Genomic DNA, 17,196 nt, shown 5'->3' on the forward strand with positions numbered 1-17,196 from the left:
GGCCCTCGACAGACCCGTTCCGGGGCCACGACTCCTACACGTGTACGGCGCTGGGCGACCGTCCTCTGCCTAGAGCCGCGCCAGCAGCGCGCGCAGCGCGTCGCCGTGCTGCTCGAGGTCGAAGGTCCACGACGACTGGAACGAGCGGTAGTCGAAGCCGCCCTCCGGCTGGGGGTGGTCGGGCTCGCTCCAGAAGGTGTGCAGGTCGCTCCCGCGCGCGGCGGTGATCAGCTCCTCGTTGCGGGCGTCGTAGCCCGCGTGGTTGAGCACGACGACGGGTGGTGCCTGCGCCGCGAAGACGAGGTTGAAGAGCCCGGTGCCGCCGAACCCGGCCACCGCGGCGGCGTCGCTGAAGAGGCGCGCCTGCTCGGGCAGGGTGTGGCGCGCGGGCTCGGCGACCACGAAGCCGGCGTCGGTGAAGACCCGCTCGACGTCGCGCCAGTTGTGGCACAACCGGTGCCCGGAGCGGCGGGTGACGAACATCCGCTGCCGCTCACCGGCGGCAGGCGCGTCGGCGAGCAGCCCGGCGAGCAGCCGGTCCCAGACCTCGACGATGCGCGGGTCGATCGAGAACGGCTCCTTGTTGTGCAGCTGCGGTGTCGCGGTGACCAGCGTGTCGACCCGCACGGACTCCTCGAGCCAGACGACGTCGTCCGGCCCCACGCCGTACGCCGCGAGGACGGCCACGTCCGGACGGACGATGTCGCGCCCGCGGTCGCGCCGGTGCCGGCGGATCGCGAGGCGGACGCTCGGGTCTGCCTCCTTCGCCCGCTCCCAGCCCCAGAGCTTGGCCACGCCCTCGGTGAGCAGGTGGCCGTAGTGGCCGGAGTTCTTGTACTCGAAGAGGTAGTAGCTGCCCGGCAGCCGCGCGAGGTCCGGCGACGGAGTGTCCTTGAGCCGGGCGAAGCGCGGGGTGATGTCGCGGAGCTTGGAGTTCTCCAGCGGGCGGTGCTCGAACCACTTGAAGCTCTCGGGCAGGACTGTCTCGCCGGCGGTGACCACCATCCCCTCGTGCAGGGTGAGGTCACCGGTGTAGCGGCGGACCTCGGTCGCGGGGACGGTCATGCTCGTCAGCGGCGCGGTCGGGTTGGGCCCGTGGTTGGTGACGGAGCGCCCGGGCGTGAAGTCGGCCGCGTCGCGGTGCTCGAGCACCTCGACGCGGGTCCCGGTGCGCAGTGGCAGGAGGCCGGTCTGGTCCTCCTCGAGCTTGAGCAGGCTGGGTCCGGTCTTCTCGACGACGACCAGCGATCCCTCGAGCTCCACGGAGCCGGTCGCGCGCGCGAGCTCACGGCGCAGCCGGCGACGTACGCGCAGCAGGTCGGGCTGCTCGCCCCCGGCCAGCAGCAGGAGTGCTGCGTGCACGGACCTCGCGTCGTCGTCCGAGCCGGCCTGCACGACGTAGCGACCGCCCTCGCGGACGTGCCAGAAGGCGCGGACGAACCGCTTCAGCACAGCCGCCGGTTCCTCGCCCGTCGGGTCGACCACCGTGCCGGGGCCGGGGGCCGCATCGAGGTCGCGCACCGCGCCCGGCCGGTCCAGCAGGACGTACGGCGCGGGGCAGGACGCGAGGACGTCGGTGAGCGCCCGCTCCCGGCGGCGCCGCCGCCACGCCGAGACGAGACCGGTGGCAGCCATCAGGGGGCGTGGATGCCGCGGGCGTCGGCGCGCCCGAAGATCACGTCGTCGATCAGGTCGCGCATGCCGGGGACGTCGACCTCGCGGCCGGTCACCGCGATCTCGGCCTCGGCCTGGCCGGAGCGGGTGACGTCGAGCCAGGTGATGATGCTGAAGCGCCGGTAGCCGTCGTGGACGTAGCTGAACTCGAGCGTGTCGTAGGTGCGGCGGATGACCTTGACCTGCTCCTCGTCGCGGCGGAGGTCGACGATGCGCGAGGCGAGGATGTCGGGGATCTGCTCGTGCTGGCTGACGACCTGCTCGACACGCAGGATGTAGGTGTTGCTGGGGTTCTGCGCCTTCTTGTACTTCACCTCGTTGGACGAGGTCTCCAGCCGGCTCCAGCCGCGCGGGGCGAGGAAGACGAACTTGTAGTTGTCGGTGCCGACCGCGACCTCGCGCAGCGGCAGGTTGCGGCCCAGCGCCGGCTGCGGCGGGTCGTCGCGCAGCTGGGTGGGCGGGTCGACCGGGAACCGGGGGTTGACGGCCACCACGGGCTCGGGCGCTCCGGTGGTGACCGGGGACGACTGCAGGGCGGCCGCGAGCGCGAAGCCGACGACGACGCTCGCCGCCAGCAACGCCGCGACCGCGCCGAGCCCCCGCCAACCCATGGGGTCAATCTATCGGTGCGGGTCGCCGACTACCGTGCACGCATGCGTTCTCGGCTGGCCGTCCTCTCCCTCGCGACCGCACTGATGGGCCTCCCGGCGCTCGCCGGCTGCTCGCTGCTGGACGGCGGGGAGGGCCCGGAGTCGACGCTCGACGACCTGGCCTCGGGCCTCGCCTCGGGCGACCTGGCGGCGGTCGCGTTCGACGCCGATGACGCGTCGGAGCAGTACGCCGCCGTGGTCGAGGGCCTCGGCGAGACCAGCCCGACGGTGTCGGCCGGGGACGCCGAGGTCACCGACGACACCGCGACCGCTCCCCTCACCTGGACCTGGGACCTCGACGGGAACGAGTGGAGCTACGACACGGAGGTGGACCTCACCCGCGTCGACGACAGCTGGCAGGCCGCGTGGACGCCCGCCATCGTCGAGCCGTCGCTCGTCGAGGGCGAGCACCTCACCCTGACCCGCACGCCCGCCGAGCGGGGGCAGATCACCGGCGCGGGTGACCGGGCGATCGTCGCGCCGCGCGACGTGGTGCGGCTCGGGCTCGACAAGACGAAGCTGACCGCCGAGGAGGTGGCCGCCGGCGCCGTCACGACCTCCGCGACGGCGATCGCGAAGGCGCTGGACATCGACGCAGCGGCGTACGCCAAGGAGGCCGAGGCGGCCGGCGAGAAGGCCTTCGTCGAGGCCATCGTGCTGCGCGCCGACGACGCGACCTCGCAGGTCCCCGCCTCCTACGCCGACATCCCCGGCGCGGTCTCGCTCGCCGGCCAGCAGGACCTCGCGCCGTCGCGCGGCTTCGCGGCGGCCATCCTCGGCAGCGTCGGCGACGCCACCGCGGAGATCGTCGAGGAGTCGGACGGCGCGATCGAGGCGGGCGACGTCGTCGGCCTGTCGGGGCTGCAGGCGAGGTACGACGACCAGCTGTCCGGCACACCGGGCCTGAGCGTCCTCGCGGCCGGCGCCGACAACGACCGCACGGTCCACGACGTGCCCGCCGTCCCGGGCGAGGCGTTGCGGACCACGCTCGACATCGACCTGCAGACCAAGGCGGAGCAGGCGCTCGCCGAGGTCGGACCGCCCAGCGCGATCGTCGCCATCAAGCCGTCGACCGGCGCGATCCTGGCTGCGGCGAGCGGGCCGGGGAGCACGGGACTGAACACCGCGACCTTCGGGCAGTACGCCCCGGGCTCGACGTTCAAGGTCGTGACCTCGCTGGCCCTGCTCCGCTCCGGCATGCAGCCCGACGACCCGGTGCAGTGCGACGCGACGACGGTGGTGGACGGCAAGTCCTTCAAGAACTACGACGACTATCCCGCCTCGGGCATCGGCACCATCACGCTGCGCCAGGCGGTCGCCAACTCGTGCAACACCGCCTTCATCTCCTCGCGCGACCGGATCGACGACGGCGCCCTCGCCGATGCGGCGGCCGCCCTCGGGCTCGGCGTCGACCACGACCTCGGTTTCCCGGCCTACTTCGGCCAGGTGCCGCCGCCCGAGACGCAGACGGAGGCGGCGGCGGACCTGATCGGTCAGGGCAAGGTGCTCGCCTCCCCGATGGCCATGGCGACCGTCGCCGCGTCGGTGTCGGCCGGCCGCGCCGTGCTCCCCGTGCTGCTGCCCGACGTCGAGACCACCCAGACGCCGCCGACCGCACCGCTCACCGCCGGGGAGGCGACCGCGCTGAAGGGCCTGATGCGGGCGGTCGTGACCGACGGCTCCGGGCGGTTCCTGGCCGGCCTGCCGGGCGAGGTCGGGGCCAAGACCGGCACGGCGGAGTACGGCTCGCCCGACGCCTCCGGTGTCCTGCCCACCCACACCTGGATGATCGCCACCCAGGGCGACCTCGCCGTCGCGGTCTTCGTCGAGACCGGCCAGTCGGGCTCGGTCACCGCGGGGCCGATCCTCTCGCGCTTCCTGTCGTAGCCGGCCCCCTCCTCCCCGGTAACGCCACGACACGTGCGCTCCCGCCACCACCGGTGATGGCGGGAGTGCACGTTGCCTGGCGTTACCCGGCGGCGGAGACGGACACGACCGCCCACGCCAGCGCGGCGGTGTCGCGGGTCGCGCGGCAGGTGAGCCGGTGGGCGTCCGTACGCCGCTCGCTGGAGACGACGACGCGCACCCGGTCCGGCAGCGGGGCGGCGCCCGACACCTCGACCGTCCAGGTGCCGGCCGCGAAGTCGCCGGCCTGGTCGACGAGGCGGGTGGAGAGGTCGCCGACCCCGGCAGGGCCCCACTGCTCGAGCACCGACCCGAGGGCGACCTGCTCGGCCGGGTGGCGGCCGGCCACGCCGCGCAGCCAGGCGGGGTCGGACCGGCCGGCCAGGTGCTCCTCGACGACCGGCACCGCCAGCTCGGGCGGCATCCCGGCGTAGCAGGCGAGGTCGGGCAGCAGCATCACGTTGGGGGCGAACCGGTCGCCGCCGAGGTGGCTGCACTCGAGGGTGGTGTCGGGCCAGCGCTCGGCGAGCGCGGCGGCGACGGGGCGCCCCTTCACCGCGCAGCACACGTCGTGCAGGCCGTGGGTGCAGACCAGGATGACGGGGTCTGGATGCGGCGTCCCCGGGTCCGGCTCCAGCGTCACGAGCAGGTCGTCGGCCCGCTCCCACGTGCCGCTGCGCAGCTCGCCGTCGTGGCTGCGGAACCAGCGGCGCGGCCCGGCGAGCGCCGTACGCGACCCGGCGCGGCCGTGGGCCCGCACGAACAGGGTCCGCAGCTCCGGGTGCCCCAGCTCGCGCAGCAGCGAGGTGGGCAGGTCCGCCCCGAAGGGCGCGGTGACCGGCCACGGGCCCGGGTGCTCGACGAGCAGCCAGTCGCGCTGGGGTGGGGCCGTGCCGAGGCGAGGGTCGTCCCGCTCGGCGGCCCCGTCGGAGCAGCGGAACGTCATCCCGCGACGACCAGTCCCGCCTCGACCAGGGTCCGGGTCGCGTCGAGGCCCAGGTCGCCCGCGGTGAGCACGTCACCCGCCAGCAACCGCTTGAGGACGTCGCCCGAGATCGTCCCGACCGGGGTGCGGCCGGCGCGGGAGTGCAGCACGTCGCCGTCGAGCGAGGCGTCGAGGTGGTCGCGCAGCCGGACGGTCGTGGCGTCGTCGAGCGAGGCGGCGAGGGCGTGCTGCGCGAGCGGGCCGAGCGGCGCTGCTCGTTGCGCTCCGCGTCGCCGGGCCCGCAGCCGGTCGGCGACGTCGGACGGGTCGACGGCATCGAGGGCGTCCCGCAGGCGCGCCACCATCGCGGACGCGTCGAGCTCGTCGCCCGCCAGCGTGGTGCCGAGCGCCAGCGACGCCCGCGCCTCCTCGTCGTCGGCGAGCCGCTCGAGGGCCAGGGCGGCGAGCTCCTCGGCGACGGCGTAGCGCGTCCAGGCGTGGATGCCGATGGTCAGGTGCACGGTCACGCCGCCGAGGGCGGTGGCCGAGTGGAGGTAGCCGCGGGGCAGGTAGAGCACGTCGCCCGGCTCGAGGACGGTCTCGATGACCGGGGCCTCGTCGGCCATGCGGCGTACGGCGTCGCGCCGGTCGGTCCACGGCTGGTCGCGCAGCGGCAGCGGGTGGACGGGCGCGTGGATCGACCACAACTTCTGCCCGGCGACCTGGAGCACGAAGACGTCGTGCACGTCGTAGTGGTCGTCGAAGCCCTGGTTCTGCGGGGGCGTGACGTAGGCGTTGGCCTGCACGGGGTGGCCGAGGTCGGCGGCGAGCTGCTGGCAGAAGTCGATGATCGGCGGCCACACGCGGTGCAGCGCCTGGAGCACGAGGGTGGATCCGCCGGCGAACAGGGCGCTCAGCTTGTCGTCGCTCACCTGGTCGGCGATGCCGGCGCCGGTCCCGCCGGGGGCGGTGAAGGCACCGTTGCCGAGGGTCGATCCACCCTTGGCGACGCGGAGGAACGGGGTGCGCAGCCCGCGCTCGGAGAGGAGCTCGTCGACGGCCCGCTCGTCGAGCAGGTCGGCGAAGCCCGCCCCGTCGGCGGCCTTGCGCAGCAGGGGCTCGCGGCCCCAGGTGCGGGCGGCGAAGTCGTCGACGTCGCCGACGACGCGCGCGAGGGCAGGCCCGGGGTCGCCCCCGGGCCTGCCCTCATGGAGCGGGTGTGGCATCAGGAGCCGCTGGCACCACTGTCGGCGCCGCCGTCGGCTCCGCCGTCCTGCACTCCGGGCGTGCCCTCGGCTCCGCCGTCTGCGGGGCCTTCCGCACCGCCGTCGGCGCCACCGTCCTGCACGCCGGGCGTGCCCTCGGCACCGCCGTCTGCGGGACCCTCGGCACCGCCGTCGGCGCCACCGTCCTGCACGCCGGGCGTGCCCTCGGCACCGCCGTCTGCGGGACCTTCGGTCTCGGACTGACTCATCTCGTCCTCCGTTGCTCTCAGGACCCCGGGAGGTCCGGTGGAGCGGCGCCGGTCGGCGTCGTCAGTCCCCTGTATAGCCCGGCCGCGGTGATGCGCACACCCCCTTCGGGGTGCCGGTCGGCCGCCCTTACCGTGGGCCCATGCGCATCGAAGGAGTCCGGCTCGTGGGCCTCACCGATCCCGCGCCGTCGGGCCCGGTGGACGTCAGCGTCACCGACGGCATGGTGACGGCGGTCGAGCCCTCCGCTGCCCCCGAGCCGGCCGGCTGGTTGATGCCCGGTCTCTGGGACCAGCACGTCCACCTCGGCCAGTGGTCGCTGTCCTCGGCCCGCCTCGATCTCGCCCCTGCGAGGTCGAGCGCCCACGCCGTCGAGCTCGTCCGCGAGCGCCTCCAGGAGTGGCCCGACCTGCCCGTCATCGGCTGGGGCCACCGCTCGACCGCGTGGGACGACGCGCCCGTCGTCTCCGACCTCGACGCGATCGCGACCGACCAACCGATCGTGCTGATCTGCGGCGACGGCCACCACGGCTGGCTCAACACCCGTGCGCTCCAGATGCTCGCCCTCCCGACCCGCGAGGGCGTGGTGTCCGAGGCCGAGTGGTTCCAGGCCTACGGCCGCCTCACCACGGTCCTCGGCACCGACGGCACCGGTCCCGACGCCTACCGCCGCACGATGGAGGCCGCCGCGGCGCAGGGGGTCGTCGGGCTCGTCGACTTCGAGTTCAGCGGCGGCGTGCCCGAGTGGCTCGAGCGCTGGGGCGAGGGGGCCGACCTGCTGCGGGTCCACATGGCGTCGTACGCCGATGGGCTGGATGACGTCCTCGCCCGCGGCCTGCGCAGCGGCGACCCGCTCGGGAGCGACCCGAGACTCACCATGGGCCCTCTCAAGATCATCAGCGACGGGTCGCTCAACACCCGCACGGCCTGGTGCTGCGAGCCGTACGCCGAGAAGGCCGTCCACGGCTACCCCTTCGGCCAGCCCAACCAAACGCCTGAGGAGCTGCGCGCCCTGTTGGCCCGCGCCGCCGAGCACGGGCTCGACGTCGCCGTCCACGCCATCGGCGACCGGGCCGTGACCGAGGCGCTGGCCGCCTTCGCCGACACCGGCGCCCGCGGCGGGATCGAGCACGTGCAGCTGACGACGCGCGACGACGTACGACGCATGGCCGGCCTCGGCGTCCGCGCGAGCGTGCAGCCGGCGCACCTCCTCGACGACCGAGAGGTCACCGAGCGGCTCTGGCCCGGGCGGGCCGAGCGCTGCTTCCCGCTGCGCTGGATGCTCGACGACGGGGTCGACGTGGTGCTCGGCTCGGACGCACCCGTCTCGCCGCTCGACCCGTGGCTGGCGGTGGCGGCCGCCGTGCACCGGGCCCTCGACGGCGACGACCCGTGGCACCCGCAGCAGGCGATCACCGCCCGCGAGGCGCTCGCCGCGTCCACCGACGGCCGGGGCACCGTCGCCGTCGGCCACCCCGCCGACCTCGTGCTCCTCGACACCGACCCGTTGGCCGGCGACTCCGACGCCGCCCACGCGCGCCGGCTCCGATCGATGGCCGACCACGTCCGCGGCACCTGGGTCGCGGGGGAGCGGGTCTTCAGCGCCGACTGATCAATGACGTTGTCGCCGCCTCGTCGGACGTCGCGCGGGACGTCCGACGGAACGGTCGCCGGGGGAGCCAACGTGTCGGACGTCCCGGCGGACGTCCGACGGAACGCCGCGCCGTCAGCGGCGAGCGTCCTCGGGCGCGGGAGTCGCGGCAGCCGTCGCCGCGGCCTCCGCGTTCTCGACGCCCCAGTTTTCCCACGTCTGGACCGACCAGAAGAAGGTGAACGCGGCGATCAGGCCCGACTCGAGCAGGAACAGCGCGTTGTCGAGGTGGAGCACGAGCTTCATCACCAGGCTCGCGGCCAGGATCAGCGCCATCACCACGATCACGCAGGCGTAGATCCGCTGGAACTTCTCCTCGGTGTGGGGCTTCTCGCCGTCGGAGGTACGACCCGCGAACCGCTCGGGCCAGGCGTGCATCACGATCATCGCGATCACCCCGCAGAAGAGCCCGATGGCCGCGACGTAGTGACCGAGCTGCTCGAACCTCTCGGGCCGGGCGACGTACAGCGCGACCGGGACGGCCGCCACGACGAAGGCAGCGACCACGGAGCCGGCCGCCGGGCGGCCCCGGCCCTCGCGGAGGAACCCGCCGAAGACCCAGTAGGCGATCGCCACCGCCACCAGCGCCACCAGGCCCGAGACGATGTTGTTGTCGAGCGCGGCCTGGAGCTGGACGTCCGAGGGCACGTTGCTCCGGCCGCACAGTGTCCCGGCGCCGGTCGTGGCGTCGGCCAGCGGCGTCGGGATGAACGCGACGAAGAAGGCCAGGACGCCCGAGAGGTTGAGGATCGCGTCCTCGCGCAGCGTGGTGCCGCGGTAGACGAACAGGCAGGTGCCGATCGCGCACAGGCTGGCGACGAAGACGGCCCGCGCGGGCGTGTAGTAGTAGGCGCTGATCGAGCCGAGCCAGCAGTCGGGCTGCGGCGAGAAGACCTGGATGCCGACGGACAGCGCGAGCAGCAACGCCAGCCCGGGCATGGCGAGCCGGACGAACCGGTAGGTGGACAGGAGCTCCTGGTGGCTCACCCCGCTGCGTGTGTTCACACAGGTGAGGACCCTGGTGGGTGGTGGGCTGATACGACGTACGACCGTTGGCTGTGGACTTGCTGCCACCCAGCGACACGATGTCCACACCCAAGGGGCGCAGGCCGGGCCTACCTCCGCAGCCGCACGCCCCGGCTGACCACCTGGGGCGCGTCGGGCGCGGCGAGGAGCAGGGCGCGGTAGCGGCCGCGCCTGAGGTTCATCACCTTCACGTCGCGTGGCCCCGAGGTCATCACCACGACGAGCGTGCGCCACTTCCGGCGCTGCCAGCGCTGGACGTACACCTCGTAGTCGCTCGTCGCGGAGTCCGGTCCGACGTCGATGCGCAGCTTCGACTTCTTCGTCACGGGCGTGACGTCCACGGTGCGCACGAGCGCCGGCGGGGCCGGCGGCGGGGGCACGGGTGCCGGGACCGGCACCGGGACAGGAGCCGGTGGCGGGGGTGGCGGCGGCGGGGGAGCGTTGAGGTGCGACCACTTGCCGGGCTGCCCGGCGTTGGTGACCGCGGCCTTGTCGATGCGCGTGCCGCAGGTGCCGGGTCCGGTCACGATCGGGGCGCCGCCGCTCACCGTGTAGCAGGTGGTGCCGTCGTTGAGCACCGTGCCGTCGGGCGGGCGGAACCGCAGGTGGGAGTACGGCGCCTGGCCGTTGCCCGCGTTCCGGATCGCGACCAGGTCGACGACCGTCGGGTTGCGCGCGCCGCCGACGGCGTCGAAGTTGGAGATGTAGATGGGCGCACCGCCGGCCACGACGTAGACCGTGCCGTGCTCGGGGTCGCCCGGCAGGCCGCCGGCGATCTGGGTGCCGTCGAGCGGTTGCTGGCGCAGCCTCGCCCAGCGGCCGGTGCCGGCCTCGCTGACCGCGCGAGGGTCCAGGCGGATGGCGGGCTGCTCGCCCCCGATGTTGGCCCAGCTGGTGATCACGATCGGGGCGCCACCGGCCCAGCGGTAGTGCTGGTTGGTCGGCGCGTTGTCACCGTCGCGGGTGATGGTGCCGTCGGCGGGATAGGGGCGAAGGGAGTCGAACTCCGGCTGGGACACCGGGCGTGGGGAACCCGAGTAGTCGGTGACCGCCCCGAAGGCGCTCAGGTAGACGGGTGCGCCCCCGGCTATCCGGTAGATGTCGCCGTTGAGGTTGATGAACTCGCCCTCGGCGGCGGCGTGGGCGGCAACGGGCACCAGCACCGGCAGGGTCGCCGCGAGCAGCAGCAGGACCAACGACCGCACGACACGCACGGTCGAAATCCTGCCACGCTCCGCCCGCCGACGAGGCGGAACGTCATGAGAACGGTCGGCCCGCACCGAGGATCCTCACGACGTCCGCTCAGGCCAGGGCCAGCGTCGCCTCCAGCACGAACTGGGGGTCCTCCAGCCGGTCGCCGTACAGGTCGCGCAGCTGCTGGACGCGGTAGCGCACGGTCTGGGGGTGCACGAAGAGCTCGGCGGCGACGGCGTCACGGCGTCCCTGGTGGAGCACCCACGACCGGAGGGTCTCGGTCAGCTTCTCGACCGTCGAGGGCCGTTGGTCGGCCAGGGGTGCGAGCACCCGCTCGCGCAGGTCGGCGCGGGTGTCGGGGTCGGCCGCCAGGACGAGCGCCGCGAGGTGCGCGTCCGCGTCGACCAGGCCATCCTCACCGAGCGCGACGGCCCGCACGGCGCGCTGGTGGGAGCGCACCACCTCCAGCCACGGCACCGACGGCCCGACCACCGCGCTGGTGCCGCGCAGCGCCCGGAGCAGGCGGGTGCGCGCGGACGCGGATCCGGTCGAGGGCACCAGCAGCAGGGCGCGGCCCTCCGGGACGCCCGGCAGGTCCTCGACCGGCTGCAGCGTGTGGGCGTCGATCAGCGTGGAGGCGTGGGCCGCCTGCGACTCGGGCAGCAGCACCGCGATCAGCTCGCGCGGCGGCTCCCACGCGGCCCGCTCGGCGGCGGCGACCACCGCGTCCGCGGCAGCTCCGGTGATCAGAGCCCGGGCGAGGCGTTCGAGGTTGCGCTGGCGGAGCCGGCCGGTGCTCTCGAGCTCGTCGGTGTGCCCGGCGGCGCTCGCGGCGGAGAGCTCGTCGATGTAGGCGAAGACCAGCTCGGCGAAGCTCGAGAGCTGCGCGGCGTCGATGCCGGCCTCGACGGCGGTGCGGGAGAGGTCGCGCCAGGAGACGCGGGCCCCGATGCGGTACGCCGCCAGCAGCGCCTCCATCGTCCGGCCGCTGCGCGCCTCGCCGCGACCGAGCTGGTAGGCGCCCTCCAGGGCCGGGGCCATCGGGGGCCGCTCGCTGCCGCGGCCGGCGAGCGTCAGGAAGCCGCCGAGCGCGAGCTGCACCGCGTTGCGGATGGTCGCCCCCATCGGCCCGCTCAGGGCGCCCGCGTAGCTCGGCACCTCCTCGATGATCGACGACACCGCCCGCTCGGCCACGACGGCGAGGTGGCCGCGCAGCACCTCGACGACCTCGTCGTCGAGGTCGACGACGGTCCGCTGGTCGAGCGGCGATGCTTGTGTGGCGGCGCGCACAACGCGAGGTGTCATGAGACTCCGATCATCGATTGTTGTTCGATGTGAACAAGAGTGTAGGTCACGATTCACGTGCAGGGGGCAGGAACTTCGGCGCCGCGACGGGCACTCTGGAGAGCATGAGCACCGCACTGATCGCCGGCAACGGCAACGGCCCGCTGGGTCGGCGCCTCGGCCACCGGCTGAGCCGCCTGGCCGAGACCGTGACGACGCCGCTCGTGCCCGCCGACGTCTTCGACCTCTTCGCCCCCCTGCGCGCCGGCGCCGACCTGCGCGGCCGGATCGAGCAGGTCATCCCCGAGACCCCCGACGCCGCGACCATCGTGATCCGCCCCGGCGCCGACTGGGCCGGCCACCAGCCGGGGCAATACCTCCGCATCGGCGTCGACGTCGACGGCGTCCGCCAGTGGCGTGCTTACTCCCTGACCCACGGCCCGCGCGCCGACGGCCGCATCTCGATCACGGTCAAGGCCGTGCCCGACGGCGTCGTCAGCAACCACCTCGTGCACCAGTCGGTGCCCGGCACGCTGGTCCACCTCGAGCAGGCCGCCGGCGAGTTCATCCTCGCGTCCGACCACGACCGCCTGCTGTTCGTCACCGCCGGCTCCGGCATCACCCCGGTGATCGGCATGCTGCGCAACCTGTTCCCGAGCACCGACCGCGGCGTGCTGCGGCTCGACCGGAGCAAGGACCTCGACATCGTGGTCGTGCACGTCGCCCCCAGCGAGCCCGACTCGATCTTCCTGCGCGACCTGCAGGCCCTCGACGCCGCGGGCGCCATCCGGCTCGTCGCGCGCTACGACGACCAGCACGGCGTGCTCGACGTCGCCGACCTGGCCGACCTCGTGCCCGACCTCGCCCAGCGCCGTACCCTCGCGTGCGGCCCGGCCGGACTGCTCGACGCGCTCGGCGCGCACCACGACGAGGCCGGCCTCGAGCTGGTCACCGAGCAGTTCCGGACCGCCCGCATCGCACCCGGTGACGGCGGCACCGTCGCCTTCACCAACGGCACCACCCTCGAGCTCGACGGCGCCACCCCGATCCTCGACGCGGCCGAGGAGGCTGGCGTCCTGATGCCCAGCGGCTGCCGGATGGGCATCTGCATGGGCTGCGTCCTCCCGCTGAAGGAGGGCTCGGTGCGCGACCTGCGCAACGGCCAGGTCACCACCGCCATCCCCGGTGAGTCCGGCGCCATCAAGGTGCAGACCTGCATCAACGCCGCCGCCGGCCCCTGCCACCTCGACCACTGACCGACTGACTCCGACCCCCGCCAGGAGACTCACATGACCACGATCCAGAAGCAGGACACCAGCCCGATCGCGCACCTCACCGAGGCCGACATCGAGCAGATCGGCATCGAGCTCGACGCGATCCGGCAGGAGGTGCTCGACACGCGCGGCGCCGCCGACGCGGCGTACATCCGCAAGCTCATCGACCGCCAGCGCAAGCTCGAGCTCGGCTCGCGCGCGGTGCTGCTCTTCAGCGCCTTCCCGCCCGCCTGGCTGATCGGCACCGCCGGCCTGAGCGTCGCGAAGATCCTCGACAACATGGAGATCGGCCACAACATCCTCCACGGCCAGTGGGACTGGATGCGCGACCCCAAGATCCACTCCAGCACCTGGGAGTGGGACATGGCCTCGCCGTCGGAGCAGTGGAAGCACAGCCACAACGAGCTGCACCACACCTACACCAACGTCATCGGCAAGGACAACGACCTCGGCTACGGCATCATGCGCGTGGACGAGGAGCAGCGCTGGACGCCGTTCCACCTGGGCCAGCCGGTCTGGTGCTTCATCAACGCCGTGTTCTTCGAGTACGGCATCGCGGCGTACGACCTCGACCTCGGCGCCGTCATCAAGAAGAAGCAGACCAAGGACCCGGTGTTCCGGGCCAGCGCCAAGAAGGTGCTCGGCAAGATCCGCAAGCAGGTGACCAAGGACTACGTCGCCCACCCGGTGCTGTCGATCCCGACGGGCTCGTTCCTGCCCACCCTGGCGGCCAACTTCACCGCCAACATCGTGCGCAACCTGTGGTCCAACTCGATCATCCTGTGCGGCCACTTCCCCGAGGGCGTCGAGACCTTCGAGAAGCGCTCGATCGACGGCGAGACCAAGGGCGACTGGTACGTCCGCCAGATGCTCGGCTCGGCCAACATCTCCGGCTCGAAGGCCATGCACCTGATGAGCGGCAACCTGTCGCACCAGATCGAGCACCACCTGTTCCCCGACCTGCCGTCCAACCGCTACGCCGAGATCGCCCCGAAGGTGAAGGCGCTCTTCGACAAGTACGACTTGAACTACTGCGCGCGCCCGTTCGTGCCGCAGGTCTACTCCGCGTGGCACAAGGTCGTCCGGCTCTCGCTGCCCAACGGCTGGCTGGCCACGACCAACCGCAAGAACCTGCCGAGCCAGCTCAAGGTCCTCTACGCCATGTCGACCAAGGGCCCGAAGGTCCGTCGCGCCGCCCAGGCCCGCCTGACCCAGATGGCCCGCCGCGTCGAGGCCGAGAAGGTCGCCGCCTGACCTGACGGACCCGTCCGTCGTGCACGGCCCCGCCCACCCCATCGGGGGTGGCCGGGGCCGTTGCCGCCTCCTAGCGTCGATCGGTGGCGCGGGGACGGACCCGGCGCAGGAGGTGGACCATGAGCGGCGTCGAGACCGGGACGATCACCACCGACATACCGGCGCGGCTCGACCGGCTGCCGTGGTCGAGGTTCCACTGGCTGGTGGTCGTCGGGCTGGGGACCGTCTGGATCCTCGACGGCCTCGAGGTGACGATCGTCGGCTCCATGTCCGACGCGCTCAAGGACCCGAAGACCGGCCTGGGCATGACGAGCGGCGACGTCGGCATGGCCGGCGCGATCTACGTCGCGGGGGCGTGCATCGGTGCGCTGTTCTTCGGCCAGCTCACCGACCGACTCGGTCGCAAGAAGCTCTTCCTGATCACGCTCGCCGTCTACACGATCGCCACCGTCGCGACCGCGTTCTCGATGACGATCTGGTGGTACTTCGCGGCGCGGTTCCTCACCGGCGCCGGCATCGGTGGGGAGTACGCCGCCATCAACTCCGCGATCGACGAGCTGATCCCGAAGAAGTACCGCGGTCGCGTCGACGTCGCCATCAACGGCTCGTTCTGGATCGGGGCGGCCGGCGGCGCGCTGCTGACGATCCCGCTGCTCGACCCGACGATCGTCAGCGCCGAGTGGGGCTGGCGGCTGGCCTTCGGCCTGGGCGCCATCCTGGCGGTCGGCATCCTCATCGTACGCCGCAACGTGCCCGAGAGCCCGCGCTGGCTGTTCATCCACGGCCGCGAGGACGAGGGCGAGGAGATCGTCCGCGACATCGAGGGCCGCGTCGAGGGCGACGTCGGTGACCTGCCCGAGGCCGACGACGACGCCATCACCATCCGGCAGCGCAAGACGATCAGCATCCCGCTGATCGCGAAGACCGTGTTCACGATGTATCCCAAGCGGTCGGTGCTCTGCCTGACCCTGTTCATCGGGCAGGCGTTCCTCTACAACGCGTTCTTCTTCACGTACGGCGACTCCCTGTCGACCTTCCTCGACGTGGAGCAGACGGGGTGGTACATCGCGGTCTTCGCCGCCTCCAACTTCGCCGGCGCCCTGCTGCTCAGCCCGCTCTTCGACTCGTGGGGGCGGGTGCGGATGATCGCCGGGACCTACATCCTCTCCGGCGTGCTGCTCGCGGTCGCGGGCTTCATGCTCGGCGACCTCACGGCGGTGACGCTGACGATCTTCGGCGCGGTGATCTTCTTCTTCGCCTCCGCGGGCGCCAGCGCGGCCTACCTGACGGCCTCGGAGGTCTTCCCGATGGAGACCCGTGCGCTGTGCATCGCCTTCTTCTACGCGATCGGCACGGCGGCCGGCGGCATCAGCGGCCCGCTGCTCTTCGGCAAGCTGATCGAGAACGCCACCGACGCCAAGGACATCACCGGCATCGCCGTGGGCTACTTCATCGGTGCGGCCCTGATGATCGTGGGCGGTGTCGTCGAGATCTTCCTCGGCGTCAAGGCCGAGGGGCAGTCGCTGGAGAGCATCGCCAAGCCGCTCACCGCCGAGGACGCCGAGCCCGCCACTGCCTGAGCCCGCCTGAGAAGGAGATCCGTCATGCCCATGCCCCCGCCCAACCCGACGACCGACGGGCGCAGCGACCCGCAGACCAGGCACGAGGTGGACCAGCTCGCGCGCGCCCTCCGCACGGTCGGGACGTCGTCGATCGAGGACCTGCAGACCCTGGTCGGGGCGCGGTTCTGGGACGACGGGCGGTTCGAGAAGGCCCTCGCCGTCGGCCTGGCGGAGGGCGTGCTGCGGCGCGTCAGCGGCGGCTCGATCGCCGCGTCCTGAATCCCTATCCCCAACCTTGGCGATGCTCGGCTCCTCCATCCGGGTGAGGCTTCTCCCAGACATGGGGAGTCAGCTCGGGAGTCAAGCTCGGGGCGTCGACAGGGGTGAAGGATGACCAAGCGCAACACCGTGGAACCGGGCAACATGACCGACCGGCTCCGTCAGCTCGAGCGGCTCCTGGCGCCGCGCGTCGTGGCGCCGCGAGCGCCCGCCGATGATCTTCCCGCACCGCTGCTCGCCGTCGAGCGGCACCAGGGCCGGATGTACGTCTTCGCCGGGAGCGAGCCGCGCTTCCGCGACGTCACGCTCCTACAGCGCGCGCACGCGCCGCGCGAGGCCGAGCCCGAGGCGTCCTGACCGGATCGGGGTGTACGGCGCTCGCGCCGGCCGGTGCTCACTGCCGAGCAGTCCTTGACAGCCGAGCCCGGCGCTTCGAGCATCTCTGCATGCAGACCGGGGCGTGGCGCAGCGTGATGGCGTGCGCCGCCCTCGTGCTGATGGTGAGCGGCTGCTCCGCTGACGACGGGGCGAACGTGGAGGCCGGCGACCCGACCGTCACGGTGACCGAGACCCAGACCGTCGAGCCGGAGCCCGAGCCCACCGCCAGCTCGTCCTCGGCCGACCCGGTGCCTGTCATCGACGGACCGGTGGTGCACGAGGGGCAGATCGTCTCGCCGAGCGGCAACATCCGCTGCTCGCTGGACTACGGCGTCGTGTGCGCCGTCGACGAGAACGACTACGACTCGCTCCCCGACGACTGCGACCTGGACTGGGCCGACAACCAGTTCTACATCGACGACACCTCGGGCGGTCGAGGAATCTGTCGTGGGGACACGCCCTTCACCGCCGACCCCGTGACCTTGGCCTATGGCAGCACCACACGCGTCGACATCGGTGCGTGCAAGAGCACCGAGGAGGCAGTCGTCTGTTGGGACACCGAGACGGGGCACGGGTTCCGGATCTCGCGAGCGAGCTACGAGCTGTTCTGAACGGCGTTCGTACGGCGACGGCCGGTGCTGTGTTCGTGGGCACGCCCATTGCGCCCA

General features: G+C 72.7%; 16 protein-coding genes. 8 read left to right on the forward strand and 8 right to left on the reverse strand.

Annotated elements, in window-relative coordinates; all coding sequences use genetic code 11:
* Positions 1–69 precede the first annotated feature (69 nt).
* Positions 70–1,635 carry a glycosyltransferase family 61 protein gene (locus C7S10_RS10340; RefSeq protein WP_108344342.1) on the reverse strand — a complete coding sequence of 522 codons (1,566 nt, stop codon included), beginning with the start codon at positions 1,633–1,635 and terminating at the stop codon, positions 70–72.
* Positions 1,635–2,285, reverse strand: coding sequence for a hypothetical protein (locus C7S10_RS10345; protein ID WP_108344343.1), 651 nt, complete (start codon positions 2,283–2,285; stop codon positions 1,635–1,637). Before C7S10_RS10345 ends, C7S10_RS10340 begins: the two co-directional genes overlap by 1 nt.
* A gap of 42 nt (positions 2,286–2,327) precedes the next feature.
* Between C7S10_RS10345 and C7S10_RS10350 the strand changes: the two genes are divergently transcribed.
* Positions 2,328–4,211, forward strand: a complete 1,884-nt coding sequence (locus C7S10_RS10350) for a penicillin-binding transpeptidase domain-containing protein (protein WP_108344390.1) — start codon at positions 2,328–2,330, stop codon at positions 4,209–4,211.
* Between the two features lie 82 nt (positions 4,212–4,293).
* On the opposite strand, the gene C7S10_RS10355 is transcribed toward C7S10_RS10350, so the two are convergent.
* From C7S10_RS10355 to C7S10_RS10365, 3 genes are read right to left on the reverse strand one after another with little or no spacing between them, the layout of a single operon-like run.
* Entirely contained in the window at positions 4,294–5,175 is an 882-nt protein-coding gene (locus C7S10_RS10355; RefSeq protein ID WP_108344344.1) for a sucrase ferredoxin, read from the reverse strand.
* Positions 5,172–6,380, reverse strand: a complete 1,209-nt coding sequence (locus C7S10_RS10360; protein WP_108344345.1) for a cupin domain-containing protein — start codon at positions 6,378–6,380, stop codon at positions 5,172–5,174. The genes C7S10_RS10355 and C7S10_RS10360 overlap by 4 nt, the downstream gene beginning before the upstream one ends.
* Positions 6,380–6,628, reverse strand: coding sequence for a BatC protein (locus C7S10_RS10365; RefSeq protein WP_108344346.1), 249 nt, complete (start codon positions 6,626–6,628; stop codon positions 6,380–6,382). The genes C7S10_RS10360 and C7S10_RS10365 overlap by 1 nt, the downstream gene beginning before the upstream one ends.
* 140 nt (positions 6,629–6,768) lie before the next feature.
* Here C7S10_RS10365 and C7S10_RS10370 point away from each other — a divergent pair, with 140 nt between their 5' ends.
* The gene (locus C7S10_RS10370) at positions 6,769–8,238 is read left to right on the forward strand and encodes an amidohydrolase (RefSeq protein ID WP_108344347.1); all 1,470 of its coding nucleotides are present in this window, start codon (positions 6,769–6,771) and stop codon (positions 8,236–8,238) included.
* Positions 8,239–8,352: 114 nt separating this feature from the next.
* Here the strand turns inward: C7S10_RS10370 and C7S10_RS10375 are convergent, their stop codons facing one another.
* The 3 genes from C7S10_RS10375 to C7S10_RS10385 all read right to left on the reverse strand — a co-directional run bounded on the left by C7S10_RS10375 (position 8,353) and on the right by C7S10_RS10385 (position 11,802).
* Positions 8,353–9,282, reverse strand: coding sequence for a hypothetical protein (locus tag C7S10_RS10375; protein ID WP_133176483.1), 930 nt, complete (start codon positions 9,280–9,282; stop codon positions 8,353–8,355).
* Between the two features lie 110 nt (positions 9,283–9,392).
* Positions 9,393–10,517 carry a hypothetical protein gene (locus C7S10_RS22535; RefSeq protein WP_108344349.1) on the reverse strand — a complete coding sequence of 375 codons (1,125 nt, stop codon included), beginning with the start codon at positions 10,515–10,517 and terminating at the stop codon, positions 9,393–9,395.
* A gap of 88 nt (positions 10,518–10,605) precedes the next feature.
* A complete protein-coding gene (locus C7S10_RS10385) occupies positions 10,606–11,802 on the reverse strand; it encodes an RsbRD N-terminal domain-containing protein (RefSeq protein ID WP_108344350.1) in 1,197 nt (398 codons plus the stop codon).
* Between the two features lie 104 nt (positions 11,803–11,906).
* Here C7S10_RS10385 and C7S10_RS10390 point away from each other — a divergent pair, with 104 nt between their 5' ends.
* The 6 genes from C7S10_RS10390 to C7S10_RS10415 all read left to right on the forward strand — a co-directional run bounded on the left by C7S10_RS10390 (position 11,907) and on the right by C7S10_RS10415 (position 17,139).
* Complete coding sequence (locus tag C7S10_RS10390; RefSeq protein WP_108344351.1) at positions 11,907–13,037, forward strand: ferredoxin reductase; 1,131 nt, start codon at positions 11,907–11,909, stop codon at positions 13,035–13,037.
* A 33-nt stretch (positions 13,038–13,070) separates the two neighbouring features.
* On the forward strand, positions 13,071–14,309 hold the full coding sequence (locus C7S10_RS10395) for a fatty acid desaturase family protein (RefSeq protein ID WP_108344352.1): 1,239 nt from the start codon (positions 13,071–13,073) through the stop codon (positions 14,307–14,309).
* Between the two features lie 119 nt (positions 14,310–14,428).
* Positions 14,429–15,889 (forward strand): MFS transporter, encoded by a 1,461-nt coding sequence (locus C7S10_RS10400; protein ID WP_108344353.1) that lies wholly within the window; start codon positions 14,429–14,431, stop codon positions 15,887–15,889.
* Between the two features lie 24 nt (positions 15,890–15,913).
* Positions 15,914–16,150 (forward strand): hypothetical protein, encoded by a 237-nt coding sequence (locus C7S10_RS10405; protein WP_108344354.1) that lies wholly within the window; start codon positions 15,914–15,916, stop codon positions 16,148–16,150.
* A 111-nt stretch (positions 16,151–16,261) separates the two neighbouring features.
* Positions 16,262–16,507 (forward strand): hypothetical protein, encoded by a 246-nt coding sequence (locus C7S10_RS10410; protein ID WP_108344355.1) that lies wholly within the window; start codon positions 16,262–16,264, stop codon positions 16,505–16,507.
* A gap of 89 nt (positions 16,508–16,596) precedes the next feature.
* On the forward strand, positions 16,597–17,139 hold the full coding sequence (locus C7S10_RS10415; protein ID WP_108344356.1) for a DUF6636 domain-containing protein: 543 nt from the start codon (positions 16,597–16,599) through the stop codon (positions 17,137–17,139).
* Positions 17,140–17,196 lie beyond the last annotated feature (57 nt).

Source organism: Nocardioides currus, from assembly GCF_003057875.1.
In the GTDB taxonomy this organism is placed as follows: domain Bacteria; phylum Actinomycetota; class Actinomycetes; order Propionibacteriales; family Nocardioidaceae; genus Nocardioides; species Nocardioides currus.

What these genes read in the sequence shown, in the direction of transcription:
- C7S10_RS10340 (WP_108344342.1), bottom strand. Translation starts at nt 1,635, where the DNA reads ATGGCTGCCACCGGTCTCGTCTCGGCGTGGCGGCGGCGCCGCCGGGAG.
- C7S10_RS10345 (WP_108344343.1), bottom strand. Translation starts at nt 2,285, where the DNA reads ATGGGTTGGCGGGGGCTCGGCGCGGTCGCGGCGTTGCTGGCGGCGAGC.
- C7S10_RS10350 (WP_108344390.1), top strand. Translation starts at nt 2,328, where the DNA reads ATGCGTTCTCGGCTGGCCGTCCTCTCCCTCGCGACCGCACTGATGGGC.
- C7S10_RS10355 (WP_108344344.1), bottom strand. Translation starts at nt 5,175, where the DNA reads ATGACGTTCCGCTGCTCCGACGGGGCCGCCGAGCGGGACGACCCTCGC.
- C7S10_RS10360 (WP_108344345.1), bottom strand. Translation starts at nt 6,380, where the DNA reads ATGCCACACCCGCTCCATGAGGGCAGGCCCGGGGGCGACCCCGGGCCT.
- C7S10_RS10365 (WP_108344346.1), bottom strand. Translation starts at nt 6,628, where the DNA reads ATGAGTCAGTCCGAGACCGAAGGTCCCGCAGACGGCGGTGCCGAGGGC.
- C7S10_RS10370 (WP_108344347.1), top strand. Translation starts at nt 6,769, where the DNA reads ATGCGCATCGAAGGAGTCCGGCTCGTGGGCCTCACCGATCCCGCGCCG.
- C7S10_RS10385 (WP_108344350.1), bottom strand. Translation starts at nt 11,802, where the DNA reads ATGACACCTCGCGTTGTGCGCGCCGCCACACAAGCATCGCCGCTCGAC.
- C7S10_RS10390 (WP_108344351.1), top strand. Translation starts at nt 11,907, where the DNA reads ATGAGCACCGCACTGATCGCCGGCAACGGCAACGGCCCGCTGGGTCGG.
- C7S10_RS10395 (WP_108344352.1), top strand. Translation starts at nt 13,071, where the DNA reads ATGACCACGATCCAGAAGCAGGACACCAGCCCGATCGCGCACCTCACC.
- C7S10_RS10400 (WP_108344353.1), top strand. Translation starts at nt 14,429, where the DNA reads ATGAGCGGCGTCGAGACCGGGACGATCACCACCGACATACCGGCGCGG.
- C7S10_RS10405 (WP_108344354.1), top strand. Translation starts at nt 15,914, where the DNA reads ATGCCCATGCCCCCGCCCAACCCGACGACCGACGGGCGCAGCGACCCG.
- C7S10_RS10410 (WP_108344355.1), top strand. Translation starts at nt 16,262, where the DNA reads ATGACCAAGCGCAACACCGTGGAACCGGGCAACATGACCGACCGGCTC.
- C7S10_RS10415 (WP_108344356.1), top strand. Translation starts at nt 16,597, where the DNA reads ATGCAGACCGGGGCGTGGCGCAGCGTGATGGCGTGCGCCGCCCTCGTG.